At 69.6% G+C, this 23,983-nt stretch carries 19 protein-coding genes and 4 pseudogenes; 16 read left to right on the top strand and 7 right to left on the bottom strand.

Annotated elements, in window-relative coordinates:
* Positions 1–315: 315 nt before the first annotated feature.
* Both ABD335_RS18195 and ABD335_RS30850 read right to left on the bottom strand, forming a co-directional pair.
* Entirely contained in the window at positions 316–528 is a 213-nt protein-coding gene (locus ABD335_RS18195) for a hypothetical protein (RefSeq protein WP_344324230.1), read from the bottom strand.
* 761 nt (positions 529–1,289) lie between these two features.
* Positions 1,290–1,637, bottom strand: a pseudogene (locus ABD335_RS30850) (helix-turn-helix domain-containing protein); the annotation flags it as partial.
* A gap of 227 nt (positions 1,638–1,864) precedes the next feature.
* Here ABD335_RS30850 and ABD335_RS18190 point away from each other — a divergent pair.
* The 10 genes and pseudogenes from ABD335_RS18190 (at position 1,865) to ABD335_RS30845 (ending at position 12,940) form a co-directional block, all read left to right on the top strand.
* A complete protein-coding gene (locus tag ABD335_RS18190; protein ID WP_344324227.1) occupies positions 1,865–2,836 on the top strand; it encodes an EcsC family protein in 972 nt (323 codons plus the stop codon).
* Between the two features lie 28 nt (positions 2,837–2,864).
* A pseudogene (locus tag ABD335_RS18185) lies at positions 2,865–3,014 on the top strand (transposase); the annotation flags it as partial.
* 361 nt (positions 3,015–3,375) lie between these two features.
* Complete coding sequence (locus tag ABD335_RS18180; protein WP_344324224.1) at positions 3,376–3,783, top strand: hypothetical protein; 408 nt, start codon at positions 3,376–3,378, stop codon at positions 3,781–3,783.
* Positions 3,780–4,433 (top strand): hypothetical protein, encoded by a 654-nt coding sequence (locus ABD335_RS18175; RefSeq protein ID WP_344324221.1) that lies wholly within the window; start codon positions 3,780–3,782, stop codon positions 4,431–4,433. The genes ABD335_RS18180 and ABD335_RS18175 overlap by 4 nt, the downstream gene beginning before the upstream one ends.
* Positions 4,433–9,163 (top strand): putative T7SS-secreted protein, encoded by a 4,731-nt coding sequence (locus ABD335_RS18170; protein WP_344324218.1) that lies wholly within the window; start codon positions 4,433–4,435, stop codon positions 9,161–9,163. The genes ABD335_RS18175 and ABD335_RS18170 overlap by 1 nt, the downstream gene beginning before the upstream one ends.
* Positions 9,160–9,582, top strand: coding sequence for a hypothetical protein (locus ABD335_RS18165; RefSeq protein ID WP_344324215.1), 423 nt, complete (start codon positions 9,160–9,162; stop codon positions 9,580–9,582). The genes ABD335_RS18170 and ABD335_RS18165 overlap by 4 nt, the downstream gene beginning before the upstream one ends.
* Positions 9,583–10,013: 431 nt before the next feature.
* A pseudogene (locus ABD335_RS18160) lies at positions 10,014–10,401 on the top strand (RHS repeat-associated core domain-containing protein); the annotation flags it as partial.
* A 503-nt stretch (positions 10,402–10,904) separates the two neighbouring features.
* Entirely contained in the window at positions 10,905–11,141 is a 237-nt protein-coding gene (locus ABD335_RS18155; RefSeq protein ID WP_344324212.1) for a hypothetical protein, read from the top strand.
* An 820-nt stretch (positions 11,142–11,961) separates the two neighbouring features.
* Positions 11,962–12,528, top strand: a pseudogene (locus ABD335_RS18150) (RHS repeat-associated core domain-containing protein); the annotation flags it as partial.
* 94 nt (positions 12,529–12,622) lie between these two features.
* On the top strand, positions 12,623–12,940 hold the full coding sequence (locus ABD335_RS30845) for a nucleotidyltransferase domain-containing protein (protein ID WP_425583676.1): 318 nt from the start codon (positions 12,623–12,625) through the stop codon (positions 12,938–12,940).
* Between the two features lie 1,010 nt (positions 12,941–13,950).
* On the opposite strand, the gene ABD335_RS18145 is transcribed toward ABD335_RS30845, so the two are convergent.
* Positions 13,951–14,316: a BRCT domain-containing protein gene (locus tag ABD335_RS18145; protein WP_344324209.1), complete on the bottom strand. Its 366-nt coding sequence runs from the start codon at positions 14,314–14,316 to the stop codon at positions 13,951–13,953.
* A gap of 70 nt (positions 14,317–14,386) precedes the next feature.
* Positions 14,387–15,034, bottom strand: a complete 648-nt coding sequence (locus ABD335_RS18140; RefSeq protein ID WP_344324206.1) for a hypothetical protein — start codon at positions 15,032–15,034, stop codon at positions 14,387–14,389.
* A gap of 497 nt (positions 15,035–15,531) precedes the next feature.
* Between ABD335_RS18140 and ABD335_RS18135 the strand changes: the two genes are divergently transcribed.
* On the top strand, positions 15,532–15,687 hold the full coding sequence (locus ABD335_RS18135; protein ID WP_344324203.1) for a hypothetical protein: 156 nt from the start codon (positions 15,532–15,534) through the stop codon (positions 15,685–15,687).
* A 253-nt stretch (positions 15,688–15,940) separates the two neighbouring features.
* Here ABD335_RS18135 and hemQ read toward each other — a convergent pair whose 3' ends face one another.
* Positions 15,941–16,657 carry a hydrogen peroxide-dependent heme synthase gene (gene hemQ, locus ABD335_RS18130; protein ID WP_344324200.1) on the bottom strand — a complete coding sequence of 239 codons (717 nt, stop codon included), beginning with the start codon at positions 16,655–16,657 and terminating at the stop codon, positions 15,941–15,943.
* Between the two features lie 10 nt (positions 16,658–16,667).
* Positions 16,668–18,071, bottom strand: coding sequence for a protoporphyrinogen oxidase (gene hemG / locus ABD335_RS18125; protein WP_344324198.1), 1,404 nt, complete (start codon positions 18,069–18,071; stop codon positions 16,668–16,670).
* Between the two features lie 146 nt (positions 18,072–18,217).
* Between hemG and ABD335_RS18120 the strand changes: the two genes are divergently transcribed.
* Positions 18,218–19,270 carry a DUF4349 domain-containing protein gene (locus tag ABD335_RS18120; RefSeq protein WP_344324195.1) on the top strand — a complete coding sequence of 351 codons (1,053 nt, stop codon included), beginning with the start codon at positions 18,218–18,220 and terminating at the stop codon, positions 19,268–19,270.
* On the opposite strand, the gene hemE is transcribed toward ABD335_RS18120, so the two are convergent.
* A complete protein-coding gene (gene hemE, locus ABD335_RS18115; RefSeq protein WP_344324719.1) occupies positions 19,267–20,346 on the bottom strand; it encodes a uroporphyrinogen decarboxylase in 1,080 nt (359 codons plus the stop codon). The two genes, ABD335_RS18120 and hemE, sit on opposite strands and share 4 nt — an antisense overlap.
* A gap of 81 nt (positions 20,347–20,427) precedes the next feature.
* Here hemE and ABD335_RS18110 point away from each other — a divergent pair, with 81 nt between their 5' ends.
* The 4 genes from ABD335_RS18110 to ABD335_RS18095 all read left to right on the top strand — a co-directional run bounded on the left by ABD335_RS18110 (position 20,428) and on the right by ABD335_RS18095 (position 23,803).
* A complete protein-coding gene (locus ABD335_RS18110) occupies positions 20,428–21,063 on the top strand; it encodes a DUF3000 domain-containing protein (RefSeq protein WP_344324193.1) in 636 nt (211 codons plus the stop codon).
* Between the two features lie 175 nt (positions 21,064–21,238).
* Positions 21,239–21,904 carry a helix-turn-helix transcriptional regulator gene (locus ABD335_RS18105; protein ID WP_344324190.1) on the top strand — a complete coding sequence of 222 codons (666 nt, stop codon included), beginning with the start codon at positions 21,239–21,241 and terminating at the stop codon, positions 21,902–21,904.
* Between the two features lie 199 nt (positions 21,905–22,103).
* Positions 22,104–23,381 carry a ribonuclease D gene (locus ABD335_RS18100; RefSeq protein WP_344324187.1) on the top strand — a complete coding sequence of 426 codons (1,278 nt, stop codon included), beginning with the start codon at positions 22,104–22,106 and terminating at the stop codon, positions 23,379–23,381.
* Positions 23,382–23,545: 164 nt separating this feature from the next.
* Complete coding sequence (locus tag ABD335_RS18095; protein WP_344324184.1) at positions 23,546–23,803, top strand: hypothetical protein; 258 nt, start codon at positions 23,546–23,548, stop codon at positions 23,801–23,803.
* Positions 23,804–23,983: the final 180 nt, after the last annotated feature.

Here is a 23,983-nt window from a genome sequence, read left to right as displayed (position 1 = left end):
CATGTCTCTCACTGCCATCAATCGCCTCCCCTGTGCACCCAAAAGGCCGCGCCGCCGAAGCGGCACTCCAGCCCTCTCGCCGCACCTTCTCCCGGTCGAAAGCAGGCAGACAACGGAAGCGGCAAGCAGTCAAACCCTTCTCCCTGCTTCCGGGTTTCGGCAATCACCACCCACCTCCGGCCGTGCGGGGCACCGCGGCCGCTCTCGCCGGCCGTCCGGCAAGGGTAGGCGCTCCCGGTGAACGGCTCGCGGCGCCCGGCGGGAGACGTCGATCAGGACATGGACGTCGGGAAAGGGGAGCGCGACCGGCGGGCGTCAGCGCTCGGCGTAGTGCTTCGCCAGTGCCCTGATCTCCTCGGTCCACAGCGTCACGTCATCGCCCTTCCGCAGGTACGGCGCGCTCCGGGCCAGCTTGAAGAAGCCGCCCGACGGCCGGCCGGTCTCCCTCAGCACCACGAGGGCCGACAGCATGGGGAGTTGTCCGTCAGGGCTCTCCCGGAGCGAGGCGTCCTCCAGGAGGTACGGCATCGGGCCCTCGTGGGGCGGAACATGGTGGCCGAGCCGTGCCGACTCGGCGCTCAGGTCGCCGTACGACAGCGGTTCCGCGCCTTGGCGCGCGGGATCTCGACCATGGCGTCCAGCGCCTGTTCGTACTCAAGGGTGCCCTTCCGCATGTGCCCCCGGCCCCTCGTTCAGTGTGAGGCCCGAGGCTACGCCGTCGGCGCTCCGGGCACATCGTTCTTCGCTGAATGACCATCAAAACATTGTGAACTCAGTGCATGAACCGCATACTGGGGGCGCTCACCGTCGATGTGCCCGGCAGGGCCGGTGAGGTCCTGGGGGGAGACATGGCCGGAACGGACAGCAGGCTTGTACAGACCGCGGTGATCGGGGGCCGGGACTCCGAGCGCGCGATCATCCTGCCGACGGACGCGGACGAACTCGCCCGGTGGCGTCGGCACCACCCCCGCTACACGTACTGGTGCGGCGTCCGGCTCGGCGGCTGCGGCGACGAACTCTCGGACCGCCTGTGCCGCGACAGGATTTGTCACTTCGCCCACCACCCCCACACCTCCTGCCACCGCACAGCCACGGGCGTGAACAGCGCGGACCACCTCTTCATCAAGGAAGACCTCGCCGCCTGGGCCGGATGGCACAGGCTGAAGGGGCGCACCACCTCGTACAACCTCGGGACCGGCCCCGGCGACGCCGTCGACTTCCGCGTCGGGGAGACCGGACAACACGTGCGTTTCCAGTTCAGCAGGCTTCCGCACGCCCTGGATCGCTTAGGTCAGATGGACGCGCCGGCCGATCACCGTCTTGATCCGTGCCGGCGTCCACCGCTGGTCCTCCCAACCGTGTGCGGTCGGTCCCTCGGCCGGCTCCGCCTCCGGCTGTGCGGACCGCTTCTCGCTCAGCCTCGGCAGCGACGCCGGTCCCTGCGACCGCGGAGCACGTGGACCGCCCTCCTCCCACGCTTCCCGCCGCCTCTATACCGACCGGACACTCACCCGCAGGTCTTTGGCGATCACCGAGCTCGCCTCGCCCCGGGCGAACCGCTCGGCCGCCTGAAGTCGTAATCCCTCGTGAAACTGCTGCCGTTCAACGGCCGGTTCGCCAGCCTGCGGATACCGCATGCTCCGGCAATACCGCAGCGGACCACGACCTCCAGCCCCTACGACTCCACGAGTTCAACCTCAGTGGCCCGCAGGTGGCCGGCGAAGCCTACTTCGGACATCGCCCCCCGCACTGCGGCTTCACCCACGTGTCGGCTGGCAGGGCATCGTGGACCCAGCGATCACAGTTGAAATGGAGAACCTCAATGAGCGCTTACGTCGACCCACTCGTCGATGGTGCAACCCCGATGAGCGCCTACGAGAGGCAGGTATGGGACACGCTCAACGAGCACTGGCAGAGCCGTGACAACCGCCATGCTCTGCCGAACTGGGCGAGCACCGCCCTCGGTCGCACCGGCGAGGTCGCGGGAAACGCCGTGAGGCGGGTTACGGACGCCGTGCCGGAGGCGGTCACGGAACCGATCCGTCGCGCAGGCGATGCGGTCGCCGACAAGGCCATGCGACCGGCACTCGCAGGCGCGGTAGCGTTGCTCGAACTGGTCAACGACTCGGCCCTGGAGCTCAACGACCCGAAGAGCGTCGAGAAGCTCGCCCGCAAGCGAGGCCTCGAACTCGACAGTTTCACCGAACTACGGCAGCAGGACCTCAAGGTCTGCGACCGGCTGCTGACCCGCAACACCCTCAAGTGGCGGGCCACCGGCGCGGTCGAAGGCGGCGCCATGGGCCTGCTGGCCATGGTCCCCGTCGCCGGTATCCCCGTCGCGATGACAGCGGACATCCTCGTCATCCAGGTCCTGAGCACGTCGATCGCAGCGCGCATCGCGTACTCCTACGGCTACGACGCCAAAGATCCCGATGAGCAGGACTTCATCCAACGCCTGGTACAGCGGTCCTTCAAGGCACAGGCGGCCAAAGCCAAGCCGTTGCGTGATGCCGCACGGGCGGCGGAGGCGGTCAAGGGACGCGTGAGGTGGTCGAACAAGCTCCGCCAGGACCACCGTCTCCTGGCCGCCCTTGAGAAGTTGATGCAGCAGCTGGGCCCGGCCGGCTCCAGGGTGCCGGTCAAAAACGTCGCCAAGGTCGTGCCGCTCGTGGGTGTCCTCATCGGTGCCGGCATGAATTCCGCGGTCCTCGGCAGGGTGGCCGCTGAGGCCCAGCGGTACTGCCAGACCCGATTCCTGTGCGACAAGTACGGGCTGCCGCGGCCGGCCGCACTGACGACCGACCAGGACGACGCCTCCCGGGCCGACGCCACGTAAGTGATGGCCGCTGAGCCCACGGTGCAGCCTCCGACGCGGCCGGTTCCCCTACGTCGCCTTCAACACTCCCGAACACCTCGTCCAGCGCATCCGACGCGGCCTACGGCACATCCGGTACCGCAGCGACCTCATCGACGGCTGCCTCGCCGAGACCGGCCTGACCATCAGACCCACCTGAACAAGAACACGACAGCACGAGTCCAACCTCAGTAACCGGACTCCAGAGGTGAGGGATTTCGTCGGCGAAGCGCTCGGTGAAGGCGCTGTGCCCGGTGACGGCCGCGGCGTAGGCGGCGAGGTCGTGCACCTTGTGGTACCGAGTACGTGCCTCCGCGCCCGGAAGAGGAAGCGACTCCACCGTAGTGTGGGCGGCCGGCCGGAAGCCCCGACGACACAAATGGTATCGCCGGACCGGCCTGTCAGCACACGGCGACGCTCGTCACAGTGCCGTTACAACACCGTGCGATCTGTCAGTGCTCGACCGTAGTGTTGAATGAAAGTCACGCAGACGAGCCGTCGGACAGCACCGGGGGAACGGGATGGAACTCGTCGACGAGATAGCCGCGATGCGACAGGGGCGGGGGAACCCCGGGGCGTTGGTGGGCGAGTTCCGCCGCACGCCGCTGCTGGTGCCGCTGGTGGACGGCGGGTTGCTGACGGCCGTGTTCGGTGGGGTGCGGTGGATCCACGCGTTCACCGACGAGGCGGCGTTGGCCCGCTTCGCCCAAGCGCGCAACGTCCCGCCCGACCAGGAGTGGGAGTACGTGTCGCTGCTCGGGGCGCGGCTGACCGATGCCGTCATCCCGTCCATGGACGGTCCCGGGGGCGTGGCGGTGAACGCGGCGGACGAGGACGCCTCGATGCTGTTCCCGCCGGTGAAGGGCATCGTCCCGGACGCGGTGGCGGTGGACGTCGACCATGCGGATCAGGGGGAGGGTGCGCGGTGAGCGGCGACGGCGATCTGCAGTTTTCCAAGGAGGCCCTGGACCTCATCACCAAGGGGCTCAACGACGCGATCGGCGAGTTGAAGTCGGCGGGCGGTTCGGCGACGGGGTCCCTGCAGGGCGCGGGTTTCGGCGAGATGGCGCTGACGAACATGGAGGCCGGGCACTCCGGGCTGGCCAAGGACTTCGAGGACTTCTGCGAACGGTGGGAGTGGGGCGTGCGCGCCCTGATCATGGACGCCAACGGGCTCGCGGCGCGGCTCGGCCTGGCGGCCGGAATGCTCTACTCCGAGGAGCAGTACTGGGAGGGCACGTTCAAGGTCGCCGCCAACTCGCTGGCGGGCAACCCCCACCTGTCCGAGGACGAGGTCACCGGTAAGGAGTGGGGCGAGCTGTTCTCCTGGGACACCTACAAGCCCGATTACAGCGCCGAGTCGTTCCGCAATGCGGGGGACGAGATGGCGCAGACCTGGAAGGACACCGGCCGGAGCCTGTTGACCGAGGGCGCCGGCGGTATGCGCACCGACCTGATGAACCAGGCCCTGGGCATCGACGACCGGACGTTCGACCAGGCGCTGGACCAGACGTTCGGCCCCTCGCCGGAGGAGAGGGCGCGGCAGAGCCGGCAGCAGGGTGACGGGGGAGAGAACTGATGGGTCTGGGGGACTTCGTACCCGACGTCATCGAGGACAAGATCGAAGACGGCGTCGAGCTGATCGGCGAGGGCATCGAGGAGCTCGGCAACGTCGGTGCCGACCTGTTGGAGGACGTCGGTTGGGAGGGCGGGGCCGACTGGGTGCGGGACAAGTCCCGCTCCGCGGCCAACGCCCTGGGCGCCGATGTCGACGAACTGCAACTGGGGCAGACCGAGGACCCCAAGAAGCTGATCTACGGCAGCGCGGAGAAACTGCGGTCGACCGCGAGTCATCTGAAGGACTTCGCCAAGGCCTTCGACAACGTCGGCAAGGGCATCAAGGGCCTGGACTCGGGTCGGTTGAAGGGCGAGGCGGCCGACGCGTTCCGGACCAAGGCGGCCAAGGAGCCCCCGAAGTGGTTCAAGGCCGCGGACGCGTGTGAGAAGGCGGCCGGCGCGCTGGAGGATTTCGCCGGCACGGTGGAGTGGGCCCAGGGCCGGGCCAAGGAAGCGATCGAGAAGTACAAGGCGGCGGTCAAGGCCTCGGAGGACGCGCGGGCGGCGCACAACGAGAAGGTCGACACGTACAACAAGGCGGCCGACGCCTACAACGCCAAGGTGAAGGCCGGCCAGGATCCGGGGGCGAAGCCGCAGCCGCCCGGCGAGTTCAAGGACCCGGGCCCGGCGCTGGCCGAGAAGGCCGAGGAGATCCTGGCCGAGGCCCGCAAGCAGCGCAACACCGCCGCGGACAAGGCGCGTTCGGCGGTGCAGGCGGCGCGGGACGCGGCGCCGGACAAGCCGTCCTACGGGGAGCAGGTCCAACAGGGCGTGATCGGAGTGGGGCTGCACGCCTCGCACTTCTACAGCGGGGTGATCAAGGGCACGGCCGGGATCGTCTCCTTCGCCCGCAGCATCAACCCCACCGACCCGTACAACCTCACCCACCCGGCCGAGTATCTGACCAACCTCAACAGCACGGTCGCCGGGCTGGTCCAAGTCGCCAACGACCCGTGGGGCGCGGGCAAGCAGATGCTCGACCAGTTCATGAAGGACCCCTCCGAGGGGCTGGGCCGGCTGGCCCCGGACGCGCTGCTGACCGCCGCGACCGGCGGCGCCGGGGCGGGCGTCAAGGGCGTCCGGCTCGCCGCGGAGGCCGCGGACCTGGCCAAGAACGCCAACCGGGCCGAGAACCTGTCCGACGGGCCCGGCCGCAACACCGTCAACAAGGACGGCGCGGACCAGCACGGCAACGAGCCGAAGAACAAGGAAGACGGCGGCACCGACCCGGTGGACCTGGCCACGGGAAAGATGTTCCTGCCGCAGACGGACCTCTCCCTGCCGGGCGCCCTGCCGCTGGTCTTCACCCGGTATGTGGAGTCCGGTTACACCGCCGGCCGCTGGTTCGGGCCCTCATGGGCCTCGACGGTGGACCAAAGGCTGGAGGTGGACGCCGAAGGCGTGGTCTTCGTCGCCGAGGACGGGCGGCTGCTGGCCTACCCCCACCCCGCCCCGGGGGTGCCGACCCTGCCCTCGGCCGGATCGGCGCGGATGCCGCTGGAGAGGACCCCGGACGGCGGCTACACCCTCACCGACCCGGAGACCGGCCGGGTGCGGCACTTCTCCCCGCCCGCCGACGGGGTGAACGGGATCGCCCTGATCGAGCAGATCACCGACCGCAACGGGCACCAGATCGACTTCGTCTACGACGAGACCACCGGCGCCCCGGTCCGCATCGAGCACAGCGGCGGCTACACCCTGCGTCTCACCGTCGCCGACGGCCGGGTCACCGCCCTGCACCTGGGCGATCAGGTGGTCAAGCGCTACGGCTACACCGACGGCCACCTCACCGAGGTGGCCGATTCCTGCGGTCGGCCGCTGCGCTTCGAGTACGACGACGAGGCCCGGGTGGTCGCCTGGGTCGACTCCAACGACCGGCGCTACGACTACGTCTACGACAACCTGCACCGGTGCATCGCCGAGGGCGGCACCGAGGGCCACATGCAGGTCCGCATCACCTACGACGACATCGACCCGGCCACCGGATACAAGGTCACCACGCTGACCACCGCCGCCGGGCACGCCACCCGCCACCTGATCGACGACCACTACCGGGTCGTCGCCACCATCGACCCGCTGGGCCACACCACCCGCACCCTCCGCGACGATCACGGGCGCCCGCTGGAGGTCACCGACCCACTGGGCCGCACCACCCGCTTCGCCTACGACGAACACGGCCGCCTGATCGGCCTCACCCGCCCGGACGGCCGGGAGATCACCGTCACCCGCAACGACCTCGGCCTACCCACCGAGATCCGCGAGGTGGACGGATCGGTGTGGCGGCACACCTACGACGAGCACGGCAACCGCACCGCCACCACCGACCCCACGGGCGCCACCACCCACTACGCCTACGACAACCGCGGCCACCTGGCCGCGGTCACCAACCCCCTGGGCGAGACCACCTCCGTCCGCTGCGACGCCGCCGGACTGCCCGTCGAGATCACCGATCCCCTCGGGGCGGTCACCCGCTACACCCGCGACGCCTTCGGCCGCCCAACCGCCATCACCGATCCGCTGGGCGCGGTCACCCGCCTGGAGTGGACGGTGGAGGGCAAATTGGCCCGTCGCGTGAACCCCGACGGTGCCGAGGAGCGCTGGGAGTACGACGGAGAGGGCAACTGCGTCCGCCACACCGACGCGGCCGGCGGCGTCACCACCTACGAGTACACCCACTTCGACCTGCTCGCCGCGAAAACCGGCCCGGACGGAGTGCGCTACACCTTCGAGCACGACACCGAACTGCGCCTGACGAAGGTCACCAACCCGCAGGGCCTGACCTGGTCGTATGAGTACGACCCGGCCGGACGCCTGATATCCGAAATCGACTTCGACGACCGCACCGTCGCCTACACCCACGACCCGGTCGGGCAGTTGACCGCCCGCACCACCCCACTCGGTCAGACCATCTCCTACACCTACGACGAGCTGGGCCACTTGGTCCGCAAGGACGCCGACGGCACCGTCACCGTGTACGAGCGCGACCTCGTCGGCCGTCCGGTCCGCATAGCCGGCCCCGATGCGGAGCTGATCTACCACCGCGACCGGCTGGGCCGGGTCAAGACCGAGTTGGTCAACGGCCGCGCGCTGTCGTTCTCCTATGACGCCCTGGGACGGCGCACCCGACGTGTCACACCCACCGGCGCGGTGTCGTCCTTCACCTACGACGCGGCCGGCAACCGCACCACCCTCACCACCTGCGGTCGCACGCTGGACTTCACCCATGACGCCGCCGGACGTGAGACCACCCGCCGCGTCGGCGAGGTTTCCCTGTCCCAGCTGTGGGACCCGGCCGGACGGCTGACCGGGCAGACCCTCACCGGCCCGGACACCACGGTGGTCCAGCAGCGCACCTACCACTACCGCCCGGACGGCTACCTCACCGGCATCGACGACCTGCTGAACGGCACCCGCACCTTCACCCTGGATGCCATCGGCCGGGTCACCACCGTCACCGCCGCGAACTGGACCGAGTCCTACGCCTACGACGCAGCCGGTAACCAGACCCAAGCGGCCTGGCCCACCACCCATGCCGCCGCCGAGGCCACCGGCGAGCGTGCCTACACGGGCACCCGCCTCACTCGAGCCGGGTCGATCCGCTACGAGTACGACGCGGCCGGCCGTACCGTCCTGCGTCAGAAGACCCGCCTCTCCCGCAAGCCGGACACCTGGCGCTATGAGTGGGACGCCGAGGACCGCCTGGTCTCGGTGACCACTCCGGACGGCACGGTCTGGCGCTACCGGTACGACCCGCTGGGCCGCCGCATCGCCAAGCAACGCCTCACCGACACCGGTGAGGTCGCCGAACAAATCGACTTCACCTGGGACGGCCCGGTCCTCATCGAGCAGACCACCACCGCCCCCGACCTGCCCCACCCGGTCACCCTCACCTGGGACCACAACGGCCTGACTCCGGTCGCCCAGACCGAACGCCTCCTTGACCCCGACGACCAAGCCGAGATCGACCGCCGGTTCTTCGCCATCGTCACCGACCTGGTCGGCACCCCCACCGAACTCGTCGACGAGACGGGCGAGATCGCCTGGCACACCCGCACCACCCTGTGGGGCACCACCACCTGGAACACCGGTGCCACCGCCTATACGCCCCTGCGCTTCCCCGGCCAATACCACGACCCCGAAACCGGCCTCCACTACAACCTGTATCGCTACTACGACCCGGCCACCGCCCGCTACGCCACCCCCGACCCCCTCGGCCTGGAACCCGCCCCCAACCCGGCCACCTACGTCCACAACCCCCACACCTGGACCGACCCCCTCGGGCTCGCACCCGAGGAGGGCTGCGGTAATAAGCGTGGTCCGTACGATTTCCGGGCACCCAACCCAGCTCATCCGCCGAACAGTGCAGCCGTTGATGCAATGAGGAGCGCCCCTAGAGACAATGGCGTTGACTGTTCTGAAATTGCCGATTACATTCTGAACCAGGCCGGCGAGGGGAAGGTTATAAACTTTACAACCCACTCGGGCAGATTCCTCAACACACCGCAAAACGGTGGTGCCGATATCGCAGAATTCAGGTATCACGAAGTCTACACTGATGGCAAGTATGTCTACGACCCGGAATTGAGTCAAGATCCAATACCCGCTGGAGACTACGAAAGAGCGCTGAGGCTGACCAACCAGGGCGAGAAGCTGATAGTAAAAGACGGATCCTACAAGGGGCCGCTGTGGTGACTGAGTTCCCTCGGAGGAAAATCGAGTTTGACGGGAGGCGCTTCGGCGCTGCTCTGGCTGCGTTTGGAGAGCTGAAGTGGATCAGGGCGCCTGTAGCCTTTAATGCAGTTTTCGAACGCTGGCAGGCTCCAATCCTTGGATGGCGCTACGAAAACCCGGAAAGCAAGCTGAAGAAATTCTTCCGGGGAATCGTCGAGGATTGCCCAGAATCTGTAGATTGGTGCTTTGAGGCATCTTTCAGGAATTGGTTCATTGTCCCCTGTCGATTGATCGAAGTAATGGATCGAGAGGGTGGCAATTTTGTGGATTCCGCAGTTTCCGTGGCACAAGAAGACCAAGACTTCTGCATTCAGGCAAACACGGACATGGAGTTGATTCTCCAAGGACTTGAAAAGGCGGCAAGGGAGAAAGGAGAGTGACTTTTCGCCGGATAGACGCATAGATCGTCGATCAATCTACAAATAAACCCGTGAGGCGGGCTGCTTGAATTCCTCGGAAAACGCGAGACGAGACACTTGAAGCTCAATCATTCCACCCACCTGATGGGACCTTCCTAGAAACATGAAAAACCCTTCCCGGAAAGCATTGAATAACTTTAGGATCTCGAAGTAGAGTTTAACTGCATTTACCCGGTTCCGATCCGGGGCGTCCGATTGATTTCAGCCGAAGCTGATGCGCGCTTCCTGCTCGCCTTCACGCGAGACGGACATGATTACATTTAATTGACAGTCGATACATCTCCATGAGAGATATTTTGATTTCCCGACTTGGGTAGCTCGGAAAGCGTTGAGCTGATCGGAAAAATTATTGCAGGTTATCCGCCGGTCATGTGGAACGGTTCCATTTCTGATGGAACCACGACGGCCTGAAGCCCATCACCCAGACCGAGCGCTTGGCCGACAAGGCCACCCAGGCCGAGCTCGACGCCCGGTTCTTCGCCATCGTCGCCGACCCAGTCGGCACCCCCACCGAACTGGTCGACGAGACCGGCACCATCGCCTGGTGCACCCGCACCACGCACCTGGAACACCGGTGCCACCGCCTATACGCCCCTGCGCTTCCCCGGCCAATACCACGACCCCGAGACCGGCCTCCACTACAACCTGCACCGCTACTACGACCCGGCCACCGCCCGCTACACCACCCCCGACCCCCTCGGCCTGGAACCCGCCCCCAACCCGGCCACCTACGTCCACAACCCCCACACCTGGACCGACCCCCTTGGGCTCGCCCCTGAGGAGGGCTGTGGCGATAAGACTTGGCGACGTGGAGCAGACGGCCCGGCAAACGCGGCGAACGGGGAAAGACTGCGAGAACAACTACGCGAAGAGGCTGGCCCTGTCGGGTCGCTCCAAGGGATAGATGACATCATGAACAATCCGCAGGTTCTTGCGGGGGGCGTAAAACCAGAGGATGTTCGCGGTGCGCTCATAAATGAGACCGGCTGGAGAGAGGAGACTCTCGGGAAGGGAAGCCACGCTGGTCAAGGTTGGGTTTTGCGGGAGTACAACGAAAGAGGGGAACCTACGGGTCGTATGCTGCGCTGGCACCCGGGAGGCGGGCATCATGGGGAAGGAGCCTACTGGCGAGTGAAGGGGTACGAGGGAGATCTAGGGGGAATCATTCGGTGAGTGGACAAATCAAGCGAGATGTACTTCTGCGTGACCTTAGGAGGTCCCTGAGGCAACTATCCTGGAACGCTGAGCAGCAGTTCGCTTATGTAGACAATCTAGGCGTCGACGTGGACGAAATTGCGTTGGAGTTCGACGACCTCTTCCGGATCGCTGAATCCATGGCCACTCAAGGACTGATCTCAGCTGATTTCTTTGCTCGCCTGAAAAGCATCGACTCACAACTGTCGGCGATGACTCGTGAAGGTGCCGAGGTTTGGGAGCGAGAAAAGGTGAAGAACTCAGAAGAATGGGAAACTTTGCGCAAACTCGCAACTGAGACGCTTAAAGCGGCTAATGATGCTTGACTGTTTCATGTCGCGATTCTCTCAACAATCGGTCATCCGCCGCAGTGATTTGTAGACCAGCATGTCGACCATCTCCACCGGCCCCCTCTACCGCCACCGGGCAAGCAACCCGGAAAGTCTGCACTATTGAGGTTTTCTCAGCGAAATGATCCATGCGCAGCAGGGTGAAGCTTTGATACCTGGACGGACCGGGAGGTTGGGCCGACTGCTGCTCCCTCCCCGCGAGTTGCTGCTGGATCAGGGGCTACGCAGAGGCGCTGGCACCACAGACGGAGCGCGACAGACCTGGCTCATCGGCGAGCACAGAGCGCGAGATGCGGTTTGGTTTTTCAGGATTGGAATGACCTGGACCCACACGGGACGGCGACTGAGGCGGCTCGCAGGTTGGGCCCTCCGTCACCGACTTGGACCCGACTGAGCAAGTACGGCGTAGCCATTCGTGGCGACGAGTCGGTCTACGGTCTCCTGATGCCGGAGCACGGACGATCGGCCGTTGAACGGACCGAGGGTCCGGGAGTCGAGGGATCCCCGAACAGTGGCCGGGTGGCCCCTGTGGCGCTGGGCAGCGCGCTGATGGACTTGCCCTATCTGGGCGTTGGTTTCCCGACTTGCTGGCGCGTCACCGCATCGCCCGGCCGCTCCTAAGCACCTAACGGGCGTCCCCGGTCCGGGTGAACGGCCAGCGCTTCGAAGTCAACACCATGTTCGCTGCCGCCTCGCAGATAGCGCTGTGGTTCACCGCCTTTCCGGCAAGTTCACCTCAACGGTATTCTGCGTATTCCTCGATCGCTTTGCGACATATATGTACCGCAAGGTCTGTACATCGCCAACCGACACTTGGTGGCGCTGTCGGTACGACCCGCTGGGCCGCCGCATCGCCAAACAACGCCTGGCCCCGGACGGCGAGACCGTGGTGGAACAGGTGGACTTCACCTGGGACGGCCCGGTGTTGATCGAGCAAACCACCACCGCCCCCGACCTGCCCCACCCGGTCACCCTCACCTGGGACCACGACGGCCTACAGCCCATCGCCCAGACCGAACGCCTCCTCGACACCGCCACCCAGGCCGAGATCGACGCCCGGTTCTTCGCCATCGTCACCGACCTGGTCGGCACCCCCACCGAACTCGTCGACGAGGACGGCACCATCGCCTGGCGCACCCGCACCACCCTGTGGGGCACCACCACCTGGAACCGGGACGCCACCGCCCACACCCCGCTGCGCTTCCCCGGCCAGTACCACGACCCCGAAACCGGCCTCCACTACAACCTGCACCGTTACTACGACCCGGCCACCGCCCGCTACACCACCCCCGACCCCCTCGGCCTGGAACCCGCCCCCAACCCGGCCACCTACGTCCACAACCCCCACACCTGGACCGACCCCTCGGCCTCAGCCCTCACCGGCTCGGCCCACCACAGGGCGTCTCCCAGGAGGATTTCGACGCGGCCGGCAGGCTGCTGGGAGAAGGGCAGGACCTCTGGGCGGCAACATCGTCGTACAGGGCAGCCGCGCCGGCGGAACCGCACGCCCGGACTCCGACATAGACTTTGCGATCCGTGTCGACTCCGACAAGTTCGACGAGCTGATCAGAGAGCGCTTCGGCACCCCCAATCCCGACAGCGCGAAGGAGAGGACGATGCTCCACGCCATGGATACAGGGAAGATCCAGGCAGGCGAGGCCGGTTTGCGAAGTCTGAGAAAGGCGCTGGAAGCCCAACTGGGCATGGAGGTCGACTTGTCCGTCATTCGCAGGGGAGGCCCGTTCGACAATCCTCCCTTCATCCGGGTCCCGTGAGCGCCATGAGCAGGTACTCGTACTGCAGGATCCTGGTCAAGGGGTTGAGGGTCGAAGACGTGCGGCCCCTTCTGAGCAGGCTGTTCGAAGGCACCTTCGAGATGCGCACGATGACAGTGGGCGGTCTCGATGTGGAGGTCCGCCGGAACCCGGATCACCAGGAGAGCACGGAGTTCCCGGATGACTTCGTCCTGTGGCCCGTGCAGGTCGAGATCGAGCCGGTCGCGCCTCACGGGGAGGATTCGATGGTGGAAACGGTCACACGCATCCTCGAGGCTCTGTGGGAAGCGAAGGCGCAAGCTGTGGCAGCATGCGACTTCGAGGACGAGCTGCCCTGGAATGGCGGTATCCGACGGCTGGGAAACGCCGGACCGGCGTGACCCTCGACTTGAGGAAGTCGGCGGACCCGCCGGACTTCGCGCACATCTACGGGTTCCGGGTGTGCACGGTGCCTGCACCGGTGCCCGGCCGACCGGGGCAGGTCGGCCGGGGCAGGTCGGCCGGTTGCCTTTCGAGTGCATGCCGTCCAGGTACGCAGCGTGACGTATGTACGAAGCCTGGTGGGGCACCCGTCCGTACGCGGATGGGTCTTTTCTGATTCTGCGGTTCGCGCATGGCTCGGCAGGGATCAGATCCCGGTGGACTCGGGTGCCCAGGAGAGTCGGATGCCAAGATTCTCGGCAAGCGCGGCCCATCGGGTATCGGTGGGCCGCTTCTCCAGCACCAGCACCGGATGCACGCGGCGGTTGGGGTGCGCGGTCCGAAGTTGGTGGGTGTAGTCGAGGACTTGGCCGATACCCAGACGAATCTGCTGGTCCTCGCTCGCGTCGCTCAGGCTCTTGACCTCGGCGATGAAGACCTCTGCGCCGCGTGACCAACCAGCGTCAAATCTCGGAGCATTCCGGGCGTACGTGCGTACGTGCGTACGTCGATCCCCCGGCCACCCAGGTGCGCGATGAGCGCGCCCACCGTCGACTCGTGTGCCGCCGTGGCCTTGTCGAGGTCCACGGTCAGGGCCTTGGGCGCGTGCCGGCCGACTCGCCGCACCCGGAGGGATCCGCCGAGGATGTCGTCCCCGGCCTCGGGAGGCGGCACAGGGCGAACACCCCCTGGCCGGTCCGCCGCAGCTCCAGACAGGGAGCGGAGCGGCGGCGGAGGAGGTTCGAGAACCCGTCTCCGTCCACCACGCAGACGTGCCGCCCCCGGCGACGCTCCTCCTCGACGTCCACGAGCGTGCTGCTGTAGGCCCGACGGGGGTCGGTCACGACCTTGCCGGCGAGATCGCCGTACACCACGAGGGTCACGCCGCGGGAGAAATCGGTTCTGTAGATCGCGCCGCGCCGTTCGGCCTCCTCGGCGCAGCGTGTCCTGACCATCCACACACCGTCGACGAGGACACGCCCCGTGAAGCAGATCGTTCGCCCCTTGAGGCTGCGGACCCTTCCATCACGCTGCCGTCCTGCCACGGTCACTCCTTCCGCCCGGGTCGGTTCCCGTCCGGGGCAGCCAGCCGATGTGGCGCAGGACGGGCACGATCCGGAAGTGGACGAAGGCGACCACCGGCGTCTTGTCGTCCTCGGCGGGGAAGAACAGGGCGTGTTGGAAGGGGCTCTCGTCCTGCGGATCGTCCAGGTCGACACCGCGCGGGCCCGATCGGTCGAAGGCGGGCCCCAGCGTGACCCCCTTGCGCGCGGTCAACTTCCGAAGGTGGCGCAATCCCATCTGGTGCGCGAGGCTCGCCGTCGTGAGGGACTTCTTGACCCGCGGCCTCCCCCTCTCATCGACGTACGTGGGATACAGCATGATGCGCAGTTCCGCACGGCCCGGGGATGCCGCTATCCCGGAACGCAGCCGGTTGTGCAGGTTGGAGAGGGGCGCGGGCATCTCGGGGACGACGGTGGGCTGGTAGAGCGTCAAGTCCCGCTCGCCGTTCTCCCAGTGGTTGTCGTGGATGGTCAGCGCGGGTTGCCCGGAAACGTCCAACTTCCATTCCACGGGGTAGGCGGCGGAGGCCTCGCCCGAACAGGTCGTGCCCTCCTTCCTCTTGCCCGCTTCCTTGCTCCGCGTCAACTTGAGGTCGTTTAACAGGCGCACGAGTGGCGCTCCTCTTCGAAGGACATTGCTCTCATTCCAGGTTTTCCGTGCCGATCCCATGGTCGCCATGCGGGTAAACCCGCCCGATGTCTCGCGGGTCTCGCCCGCGTCCGGCGAGCACTTCCATACGCATGGCGGGCGCACTCTCCTCCGGGAACGCCGGGGGTCGGACGGACGAAGCCATGCACAGCTTGGGGTATGTTTGTGAACTCTGTCAAACCACGCACATACTCGCCAAGGCGTCACCGGAGAGTGGGCGCGTGCGGTCACCGAGTCGGCGAGATCCGGCCGACAGAACCTGGCGCGTCGACGTGCCCCACAGGGCCGGGGCACGTCACAGCGCGGTGGTTTGAACAGACCCTCTGGCACCCTCGGCTCGTTTGCTCGACTCACACCGAAGTTGACGTGCCGGGGGCGCCGGGGTCGGGCTTGAGGCGGCCGGGGTGGGACTTCGCAGACGGGTCACCGTGTGGCCCTCGGCAGCAGTGGAGTGGCTTGTGAGCGGAGGTGAGGGTGGTCTGAGCGGCGGTGTGCGGCTGGTCGGTTCCGTCTACCGGTACGACAACGGGCTGGGCGTCCGCGTGGCCGACGTCGTGCCGTACGAGCCGGCAGCGGCGTCCCGGCGAGGGCGGCTGCCGTTCGGAGGCACCTAGGAGATCCGCCGACCGCGCTCGCCACACGGTCCGTCCCGCATCGACCACGAGGTGCGACGGTCGGGTCCTCGGAATGTGCGTGCTCGACCCCCCACCGCACATCGCGGGCCGGAACCGCCGGCATCGGTCGGGGCCGGAGGACCGGGGCCGCTCACGCTCCCGTCCGCCCCTCCCCCGCCCCGGCTCGCCACGGCGCGGGAGGCGCGTGGGGGCGCGAAGGGGCGGGGCGTACGGGGGTGCGGCGGGCCGGTGGTCAGGCCAGGCCGGCCACCAGCTCCGCCACCGGCTTGCGGCGGCCGGTGTAGAACGGGACCTCCTCGCGGACGTGGAGGCGGGCCTTGGAGCCGCGCAGGTGGCGCATGAGGTCGACGATGCGGTGCAGCTCGTCGGCCTCGAAGGCCAGCAGCCACTCGTAGTCGCCCAGCGCGAAGGAGGCGACGGTGTTGGCGCGCACGTCCGGGAAGCCGCGCGCCATCTTGCCGTGCTCGGCGAGCATGCCGCGGCGCTCCTCGTCGGGCAGCACGTACCACTCGTAGGAGCGCACGAACGGGTAGACGCACACGTACGCGCGGGGCTCCTCCTCGGCGAGGAAGGCCGGGATGTGCGACCGGTTGAACTCGGCGGGACGGTGCAGCGCCATGTTGGACCACACCGGCTCCAGGGCGCGGCCCAGCCTCGTGCGGCGGAAGAGGTTGTACGCCTCCTGGAGCGCCTCGGAGGTCTCCGCGTGCCACCAGATCATCACGTCGGCGTCGGCGCGCAGTCCGGAGACGTCGTAGGTGCCGCGCACGGTGACGTCCTTGGCGGCGAGCTGGTCGAACAGCTCCTGGACCTCGTCGGCGTAGCCGGCGCGGTCCTCGGGAAGCGCCTCGCGCAGCCGGAAGACCGACCACATGGTGTAGCGGATGACCTCGTTGAGGTCCTTGGCCCTCTTGCCCGCGTTGGGCGCCTTGCGGGGTTCAGCAGTCATACGGCCATTCTCACGCGCCCGTCCCGGGGGCCGGTGACCGGGTCCCCGCGGTCCGCAGCGCCGTGTCGGCGGCGGCGCGGCCGCTCGCGATGCACGCCGGGATGCCCACCCCGTCGTAGGCGGCCCCGCAGACCGCCAGGCCCGGGTGGGCGGCGAGGTCCCGGCGGACGCGGGCGACGCGGTCCAGGTGGCCCACCGGGTACTGCGGCAGCCCGTTCTCCCAGCGGGTGACCACGCGCGCCACCGGGCGGGCGGTGAGTCCGATCGCGGACTTCAGGTCCCGCAGGGAGAGCTCCACCAGTTCGGCGTCGTCGAGCCGCAGGACCTCCTCCTCCCCGTACCGGCCCAGGGAGGTGCGCAGGACGAACAGGTCGGGGTCCTGGGCGGCGACCCACGACCACTTGTTGGACGAGAAGGTGGACGCCTTGATGGAGTGCCCGTCCACGGGCGGCACCAGGAAGCCGCTGCCCTCCGGGACCCGCGTCAGGTTCCGGCGGCGGAAGGCCAGGGTGACCAGGGCCATGGAGGCGTACTCGACGGCGTCCAGCTCGGCCGCGGCGGCCGGGACCTCGTCCGCCAGCAGCCGCGCGGCGGCGGGCGCCGGGACGGCCAGCACCACCGCGTCCGCGTCCCGCGTCCGGCCCTCGGTGGCCACCGTCCAGCCCCGCTTGGTGCGGCGCAGCTCCGTCGCGGCGACGCCGGTGAGGATCTCCGCCCCCGCCGCCCAGCAGGCGTCGGCGACGGCCCCGGGCAGCCGCCCGACGCCGCCCTCGATGCCCATGAACATGGGCCCCGTCTGCCGCTGCGCGGCGGTCCGCCGCTGGATCTCGCGCGCCGCGGCCAGCAGGGAGCGCTCCCGCCGGGCCGCGTCGTAGAGCCGGGGGACGGCGGCACGCATCGAGATCCGGTAGGCGTCCCCCGCGTACACCCCGCCCAGCAGCGGTTCCACGAGCCGGTCCACGACCTCGCGGCCGAGCCGCGCGGCGACGTACTCGCCGACGGCCACGTCCTCCCCGACCCCGGTGCGCGGCAGCTCGGCGTCCTCGGCGGCGCGGGCGATGCCCTCCGGGGAGATCACACCGCCCAGGGCGGCGGGGTCGGCGGGCACGCCCATGACGTGCCCGGTGGGCATCGGACGCAGCTCCCCGCGGGTCCACACCATCGCGGTGGCCGTCGCGGGCGGCTGGAGGGCGGCGCCGAGGCCGACGTCCCGGGCCAGTTCGACGGCCTCGGGGCGGCGGGCGAGCATCGACTCCGCGCCCAGGTCCACGGCGACGTCCGCGATCCGGCCCGCGCACAGCTTGCCGCCGAGCCGGTCCGAGGCTTCCAGGACGGTCACGCGCGCGCCGCCCTTGAGGAGGTGGTGGGCGGCGGCGAGTCCGGAGATGCCGCCGCCGATGACGATGACGTGCATGTCTCCACTCTCGCAGACCTCCCCCCACCCGGCAGCGGTGGCCCGGCCGAGTCCGGACCGTGACCGCATCGCGACCGGGAACCGGCAACCCGCCCGTCGGGCCGTCCGTCCAACTTCCGACATCAGCAGACGTGTTGGGGGGTTCGATGTTCGCACACGGCACACCGACCGACGTCTCCCGCAGACCCCGGCGGCCACGCCCGGGTCTCCTCGCCACCACCCTTCTGGCCGCCTCGTTGGCGGTCGCCGGGTGCGGGGCGGCGGGCGGCGACAGCGAGAAGTCCGCTTCGGCCGACCGGGGGTTCGCGGCTCCCGAGGCGGCGCGGCAGGAGGCCGGCGCCGTCGAGGAGGGCGGCGGACGGGAGAAGGGGGCGGCCGACCGGGAGCCGGGCCGTGCCGACGAGGCGCCCGACCCCGCCGCGACCCACGTCGTCCGCACCGCCTCGCTGATCGTGACGGTGCGGGACGTGCCAGGCGCGCTGGCGCGGGCCCGTGACGCGGTGGAGGCCGCGGGCGGCCACGTCGCCGGCGAGTCCACCGATCGGGATTCCGAGGGCCACGAGCGCTCCCGGGTGACGCTGCGGGTCCCGCCCGCGGAGTACGAGGAGGTGCTGGAGGAGCTGGCCGGGCTCGGGAAGCTGGTCGAGCGGAAGGTCTCGGCGAAGGACGTCACCGACCGGGTCGTGGACGTGGAGAGCCGGATCAGGACGCAGAAGGCCAGCGTGGAGCGGGTCCGGGAACTGATGGACGAGGCGACGAAGCTGTCCGACGTGGTGACCCTGGAGTCCGAGCTGAGCGCCCGGCAGGCCGACCTGGAGGCCCTCCAGGCGCGGCTGGAGTCCCTGGAGGAGCGCACCGGGATGGCCACGGTCACCCTGTCCCTGCACGAGCCGGACGGGACGCCGGTGCGGGAGGAGGACGGCGCGCCCGGCTTCGGCGAGGCCCTGGCGGCCGGTTGGGACGCCTTTGTCACGGCGCTGCGCTGGATCGTCGTCGTGATCGGCGCGGTGCTGCCCTTCGCCGCGGCGGCCCTGGTGGTGGCGCTGGTGTGGCGGCTGGTCCGCCGCCGTCTGCCGGAGGGCCTCCGCCGCCCGTCCCGCGCCGTCCCACCGGCGCCGGTGACGGTTCCGCCGCCGGTGGGCGGCGGGACCGACGGAACCGACGGGCCGGGAGGGGCGGCGCGGGCCGACGTGTCCTAGCGGGCGGTTTGCTCGTGGACGAACTCCACCAGCCGGGTGAGCGCGTCGGGGTCGGTGTCGGGCAGGACGCCGTGGCCGAGGTTGAACACGTGGCCCGGCAGGTCCCGGGCCGCGTCCAGCACGCGCCGCGCCTGGGCCTCGACGGCCGGGCGCGGCGCGAAGAGCACGGCCGGGTCGAGGTTGCCCTGGACGGCCTTGTCCGGTCCGATGCGGCGGGCGGCCTCGTCCAGCGGCACCCGCCAGTCGACGCCGACCACGTCCGCGCCCGCCTCGGCCATCGCTCCCAGCAGCTCGCCGGTGCCGACGCCGAAGTGGATGCGGGGGACGCCGTAGGGGGCGACGGCGTCGAAGACCTTGGCGGAGGCGGGCAGCACCGAGTGGCGGTAGTCCTCGGGGGCCAGGGCGCCGGCCCAGGAGTCGAAGAGCTGGACGGCGCTCGCGCCCGCCTCGATCTGCACCTTCAGGAAGGCGGCGGTGATGTCCGCGAGGCGGTCGAGCAGGTCGGCCCAGAGCTCCGGGGCGCCGTACATCATCGCCTTGGTGTGCTCGTGGTTGCGGGACGGCCCGCCCTCCACGAGGTAGCTGGCGAGGGTGAAGGGGGCCCCGGCGAAGCCGATCAGCGGAGTGGCGCCCAGTTCGGCGGTGAGCGCGCCCACGGCCTCGGTCACGTACGTCACGTCGTCCGGGTCCAGCGGGCGCAGCCGCTCCAGGTCCTCGCGGGTGCGGAAGGGCCGGTCGACGACGGGGCCCACGCCCGGCTTGATGTCCAGGTCGATGCCGATGGCCTTGAGGGGGACGACGATGTCGCTGAAGTAGATCGCCGCGTCCACCTTGTGCCGGCGGACGGGCTGGAGGGTGATCTCGGCGACGAGATCGGGGCGCATGCAGGAGTCGAGCATCCCGATGCCCTCGCGCACCCTGCGGTACTCCGGCAGGGACCGGCCGGCCTGCCGCATGAACCACACCGGGGTGTACGGCACCGGCTCGCGGCGACACGCCCGCAGGAAGGCGGAGTCGGCGACGGCGGCGCCGGGTCGGGCGGCCTCCGGGGCGGAGGGGGAGGTCGGGGCGGGGATACGGTCGTCGGCGGTCACAACCAGAAGTCTCGCACGTGTCCCTACCCGCCCGAGACACCCGTTCCGCCTACGCTGCCGCCCATGGCAGCGGCGCGAGCACACCTGACGGACGGCGCGGAGGGTCCCGGCGGTGGGGAGGCCCCGCGCCCCTTCCGACAGGCCGTGGCGGCCCTGGAGGCGGTGCGACCGCGGCCGGAGGTCCGGCTCGGTCCGCTGCCGGCGCCCCGGCGGCTGGCGCCGTTCGCGTACGCCCTGGAGGCGTCGGTCGAGGTGGACGGCGAGGAGCTGGCCGACGGGCGGTTCGTGCTGCTGCACGACCCGGACGGGCAGGACGCCTGGCGGGGCACGTTCCGGGTGGTGACCCTGGCCCGCGCCGAGCTGGAGCCGGAGATGGCGGCGGACCCGCTGCTGCCCGAGGTCACCTGGTCGTGGCTGACGGGCGCCCTCCAGGCGCGGGCGGTGGCGTACGCCGAGCCGGGCGGCACGGTGACGCGGACGAGCTCGTACTCCTTCGGGGAGCTGGCCGGGCCCGCGCCGCGGGAGGAGATCGAGATCCGCGCCTCGTGGACCCCGCGGGAGGGGCCGGCGGGCGCGGTGGCCGGGCACCTGCACGCCTGGTGCGACCTGCTGTGCCAGTGCGCGGGCCTGCCTCCGGAGAGCGGGGAGGGCGCGGCGGTCGTACCACTGCCGCAACGCCGCGGCCCGCAGCCACTCTGATGGTTCCCCGGATCGAGTTGATGTCCGATTTGCCGGAATTGCCACTCACTCATTCGTGATCATTCCCTAAAGCCGGACCCCGGAGTTGCCGAAGGATTCTGTGACCCCATCACAGGGCTCATCCCGACTCCCCCCAAGTCGGCTTCCGTCCGCTCTCCACTCCCCAGGAGGCCCGGTGTCCGTTCTTCTTGAGCACCCCACAAGCCTGGTCGCCTACCGCCCGAACAAGCCGACGGCCATGGTCGTCGTCGCCGACCCCCGCGTCCGTTCCACCGTCACCCGCCACCTGTGGGCGCTCGGGGTGAGGGACGTGATCGAGGCGTCGTCGATCGCGGAGGCCCGCCCCCGAGTGGCCAACCCACGCGACATCTGCGTGGCCGAGGTCCACCTGCCCGATGGCTCCGGCCTGACCCTGCTCTCCGAGACCCGGGCGGCCGGCTGGCCCAACGGCCTCGCCCTGTCCGCCGCCGACGACATCGGCGCCGTGCGCAACGCCCTCGCGGGCGGTGTCAAGGGATACGTCGTCACCGGCACCCGCGGCACCCCCGGCCACCCCGGCCGCCCCGGCGGCACCCCCATCGGCGCCACCGCCGCCGCCCGCATGCACCGTCGCCCGCCGGGCGCACCCGGTCAGCCCAGCGGCTACCGCGAGCTGTCCGGCCGGGAGATCGAGGTGCTGCGGCTGGTGGCGGAGGGCCAGTCGAACAAGGCGATCGGCGTCTCCATGGGCCTGTCCGCCCTGACCGTCAAGAGCCACCTCGCCCGGATCGCCCGCAAGCTGGGCACCGGCGACCGCGCGGGCATGGTCGCGGTCGCCCTGCGCACCGGCATCATCCACTGACCGTCCACCGTCCACCGACTCCACCGGCCGGTTCCCCGGCACCCCCGCTCCCGCGGTCCGGGCCCCGTCGGCCCGGATTCCCCCGCTCCCCCTCCCCCACCCCCTCGGGCCCATCGGGCCCCGCCGTGCCCGGTGCCCGTCGACGTGACGTTCCGTCGGCGGGCACTGCGCATTGCGTGCACACGGATACCCTTGTCGCGTGACCGACGCCCGAGAGACCTCCATAGACAACGCGGCTCAGCCTCCCTCCGGGGACACGGGTCCGGCGCCGGTCCCCCTGCTGGAACCACGCGAGGGCATTCCGTCCGTGACCGCCACCCCCGAGGCCCTCGCCGAGGTCGTGGACGCCTTCGCCGCGGGCCACGGACCCGTCGCGGTCGACGCCGAGCGGGCGTCCGGATACCGCTACGGGCAGCGTGCCTACCTCGTCCAGTTGCGCCGCGCGGGCGCGGGGACCGCCCTGATCGACCCGGTCGGCTGCCCGAACCTGACCCCCCTCGGCGAGGCGATCGAGGACGCCGAATGGGTGCTCCACGCCGCCACCCAGGACCTCCCCTGCCTGCGCGAGATAGGCATGCAACCGAAGCGGCTGTTCGACACCGAGCTGGCCGGCAGACTCGCGGGCTTCGCCCGGGTCGGCCTCGGGGCGATGGTCGAGAACGTCCTGGGCTACTCCCTGGAGAAGGGCCACTCCGCGGTGGACTGGTCCACCCGCCCGCTGCCCGAGCCCTGGCTGCGGTACGCGGCGCTGGACGTGGAGCTGCTGATCGACCTGCGCGACGCCCTGGAGAAGGAGCTGGACCGCCAGGGGAAGCTGGAGTGGGCGCGCCAGGAGTTCGCCGCCATCGCCGCCGCCCCGCCGCCCGCGCCCCGCAAGGACCCCTGGCGCCGCACCTCGGGCATGCACAAGGTCCGCAGGCGCCGGCAGCTGGCGGCCGTGCGCGAGCTGTGGACGGCCCGCGACCAGGTGGCGCGGCGGCGCGACGTCTCGCCGGGCAAGGTGCTCACCGACGCGGCCATCGTGGAGGCGGCGCTGGCCATGCCCGCCTCCGTGCAGGCGCTGGCCGCGCTGCCGGGGTACGGGCACCGGATGGGGCGCAAGCAGCTCGAACAGTGGTACGCGGCGATCCAGCGCGCCCGCGCCCTGCCCGAGAGCGCGCTGCCGCCGCCCGCCCTGGCGCCGAGCGGTCCTCCGCCGCCCCGCTCCTGGGCCGACAAGGACCCGGCCGCGGCCGCCCGGCTCTCGGCCGCGCGCGCCGCGGTGACCGGTCGCGCGGAGGAGTTGGACCTCCCCCAGGAGAACCTGCTCTCGCCCGACACCGTGCGGCGGCTGTGCTGGGAGCCGCCGGACGAGATCTCCGAGTCCGCGGTCGCGGACGCGCTGCGCGCACACGGCGCGCGGGAATGGCAGATCGAGCAGACGGCGGCGCTGCTGACGGCCGCCCTGTCGGCCGAGCCGCCGAAGAACCGGCCGTAGCGCCCCGCCGCGTCGGCCCCGGCTCCCTCCCGGCACCGCGGAAGGAGGACCGGGGCCCGGCGGCCCGCCCCCGTCGCGCCGTGGCGCCCCGCGGACCGACCTTCCCCCCGCGGGACGGCGACACGTAGAGTGATCGCCCATCGACGATTCAGGGGGGATGCAGGATGTCCTATCCGCACCAGCCGTACCAGCCCCAGCCGCCGAAGCCCTCCAACACGCTCAGCGTGGTCGGGATCGTGCTCGGCTGCATCGCTTTCCTGTTCTGCCCGCCGCTCTTCGGCATCGCGGGGATCATCTGCGGGGTGGTCGCGAACTCCAAGGGCGAGCGGCTCGGCGGGACCGCCATCGGGGTCTCCGTCGCGGGCCTGATCGGCGGGATGCTCCTCGGCTTCGTCCTGTTCCAGGGCATGTACGACATCTGACGTCCGGCGGGGGCACACGCCCCCTCCGGACCGTTCCGCCGGGGCGCGCCCGCCTCCCGGGGGCTCCGGACCGTCCGCCCGCCTCGGACGTCCTCCCCCATCCGAGGGAGGGGCCGCGTGTGACGTGCGCCCCTCCCCCGGGGCGCCCCTTGCACTCCATCAGTTACCGGCCGGTAGCAT

Origin of the sequence: Streptomyces macrosporus (genome assembly GCF_039533145.1) — a bacterium.
GTDB classification, from domain to species: Bacteria; Actinomycetota; Actinomycetes; order Streptomycetales; family Streptomycetaceae; genus Streptomyces; species Streptomyces macrosporus.
The sequence above is the reverse complement of the archived record's forward strand: the minus strand, read 5'-3'. Positions and strand labels throughout refer to the sequence as shown.

What these genes read in the sequence shown, in the direction of transcription:
- ABD335_RS18195 (WP_344324230.1), bottom strand. Translation starts at nt 528, where the DNA reads ATGCCGTACCTCCTGGAGGACGCCTCGCTCCGGGAGAGCCCTGACGGA.
- ABD335_RS18190 (WP_344324227.1), top strand. Translation starts at nt 1,865, where the DNA reads ATGAGCGCCTACGAGAGGCAGGTATGGGACACGCTCAACGAGCACTGG.
- ABD335_RS18180 (WP_344324224.1), top strand. Translation starts at nt 3,376, where the DNA reads ATGGAACTCGTCGACGAGATAGCCGCGATGCGACAGGGGCGGGGGAAC.
- ABD335_RS18170 (WP_344324218.1), top strand. Translation starts at nt 4,433, where the DNA reads ATGGGTCTGGGGGACTTCGTACCCGACGTCATCGAGGACAAGATCGAA.
- ABD335_RS18145 (WP_344324209.1), bottom strand. Translation starts at nt 14,316, where the DNA reads ATGGTCAGGACACGCTGCGCCGAGGAGGCCGAACGGCGCGGCGCGATC.
- hemQ (WP_344324200.1), bottom strand. Translation starts at nt 16,657, where the DNA reads ATGACTGCTGAACCCCGCAAGGCGCCCAACGCGGGCAAGAGGGCCAAG.
- hemG (WP_344324198.1), bottom strand. Translation starts at nt 18,071, where the DNA reads ATGCACGTCATCGTCATCGGCGGCGGCATCTCCGGACTCGCCGCCGCC.
- ABD335_RS18120 (WP_344324195.1), top strand. Translation starts at nt 18,218, where the DNA reads ATGTTCGCACACGGCACACCGACCGACGTCTCCCGCAGACCCCGGCGG.
- ABD335_RS18110 (WP_344324193.1), top strand. Translation starts at nt 20,428, where the DNA reads ATGGCAGCGGCGCGAGCACACCTGACGGACGGCGCGGAGGGTCCCGGC.
- ABD335_RS18095 (WP_344324184.1), top strand. Translation starts at nt 23,546, where the DNA reads ATGTCCTATCCGCACCAGCCGTACCAGCCCCAGCCGCCGAAGCCCTCC.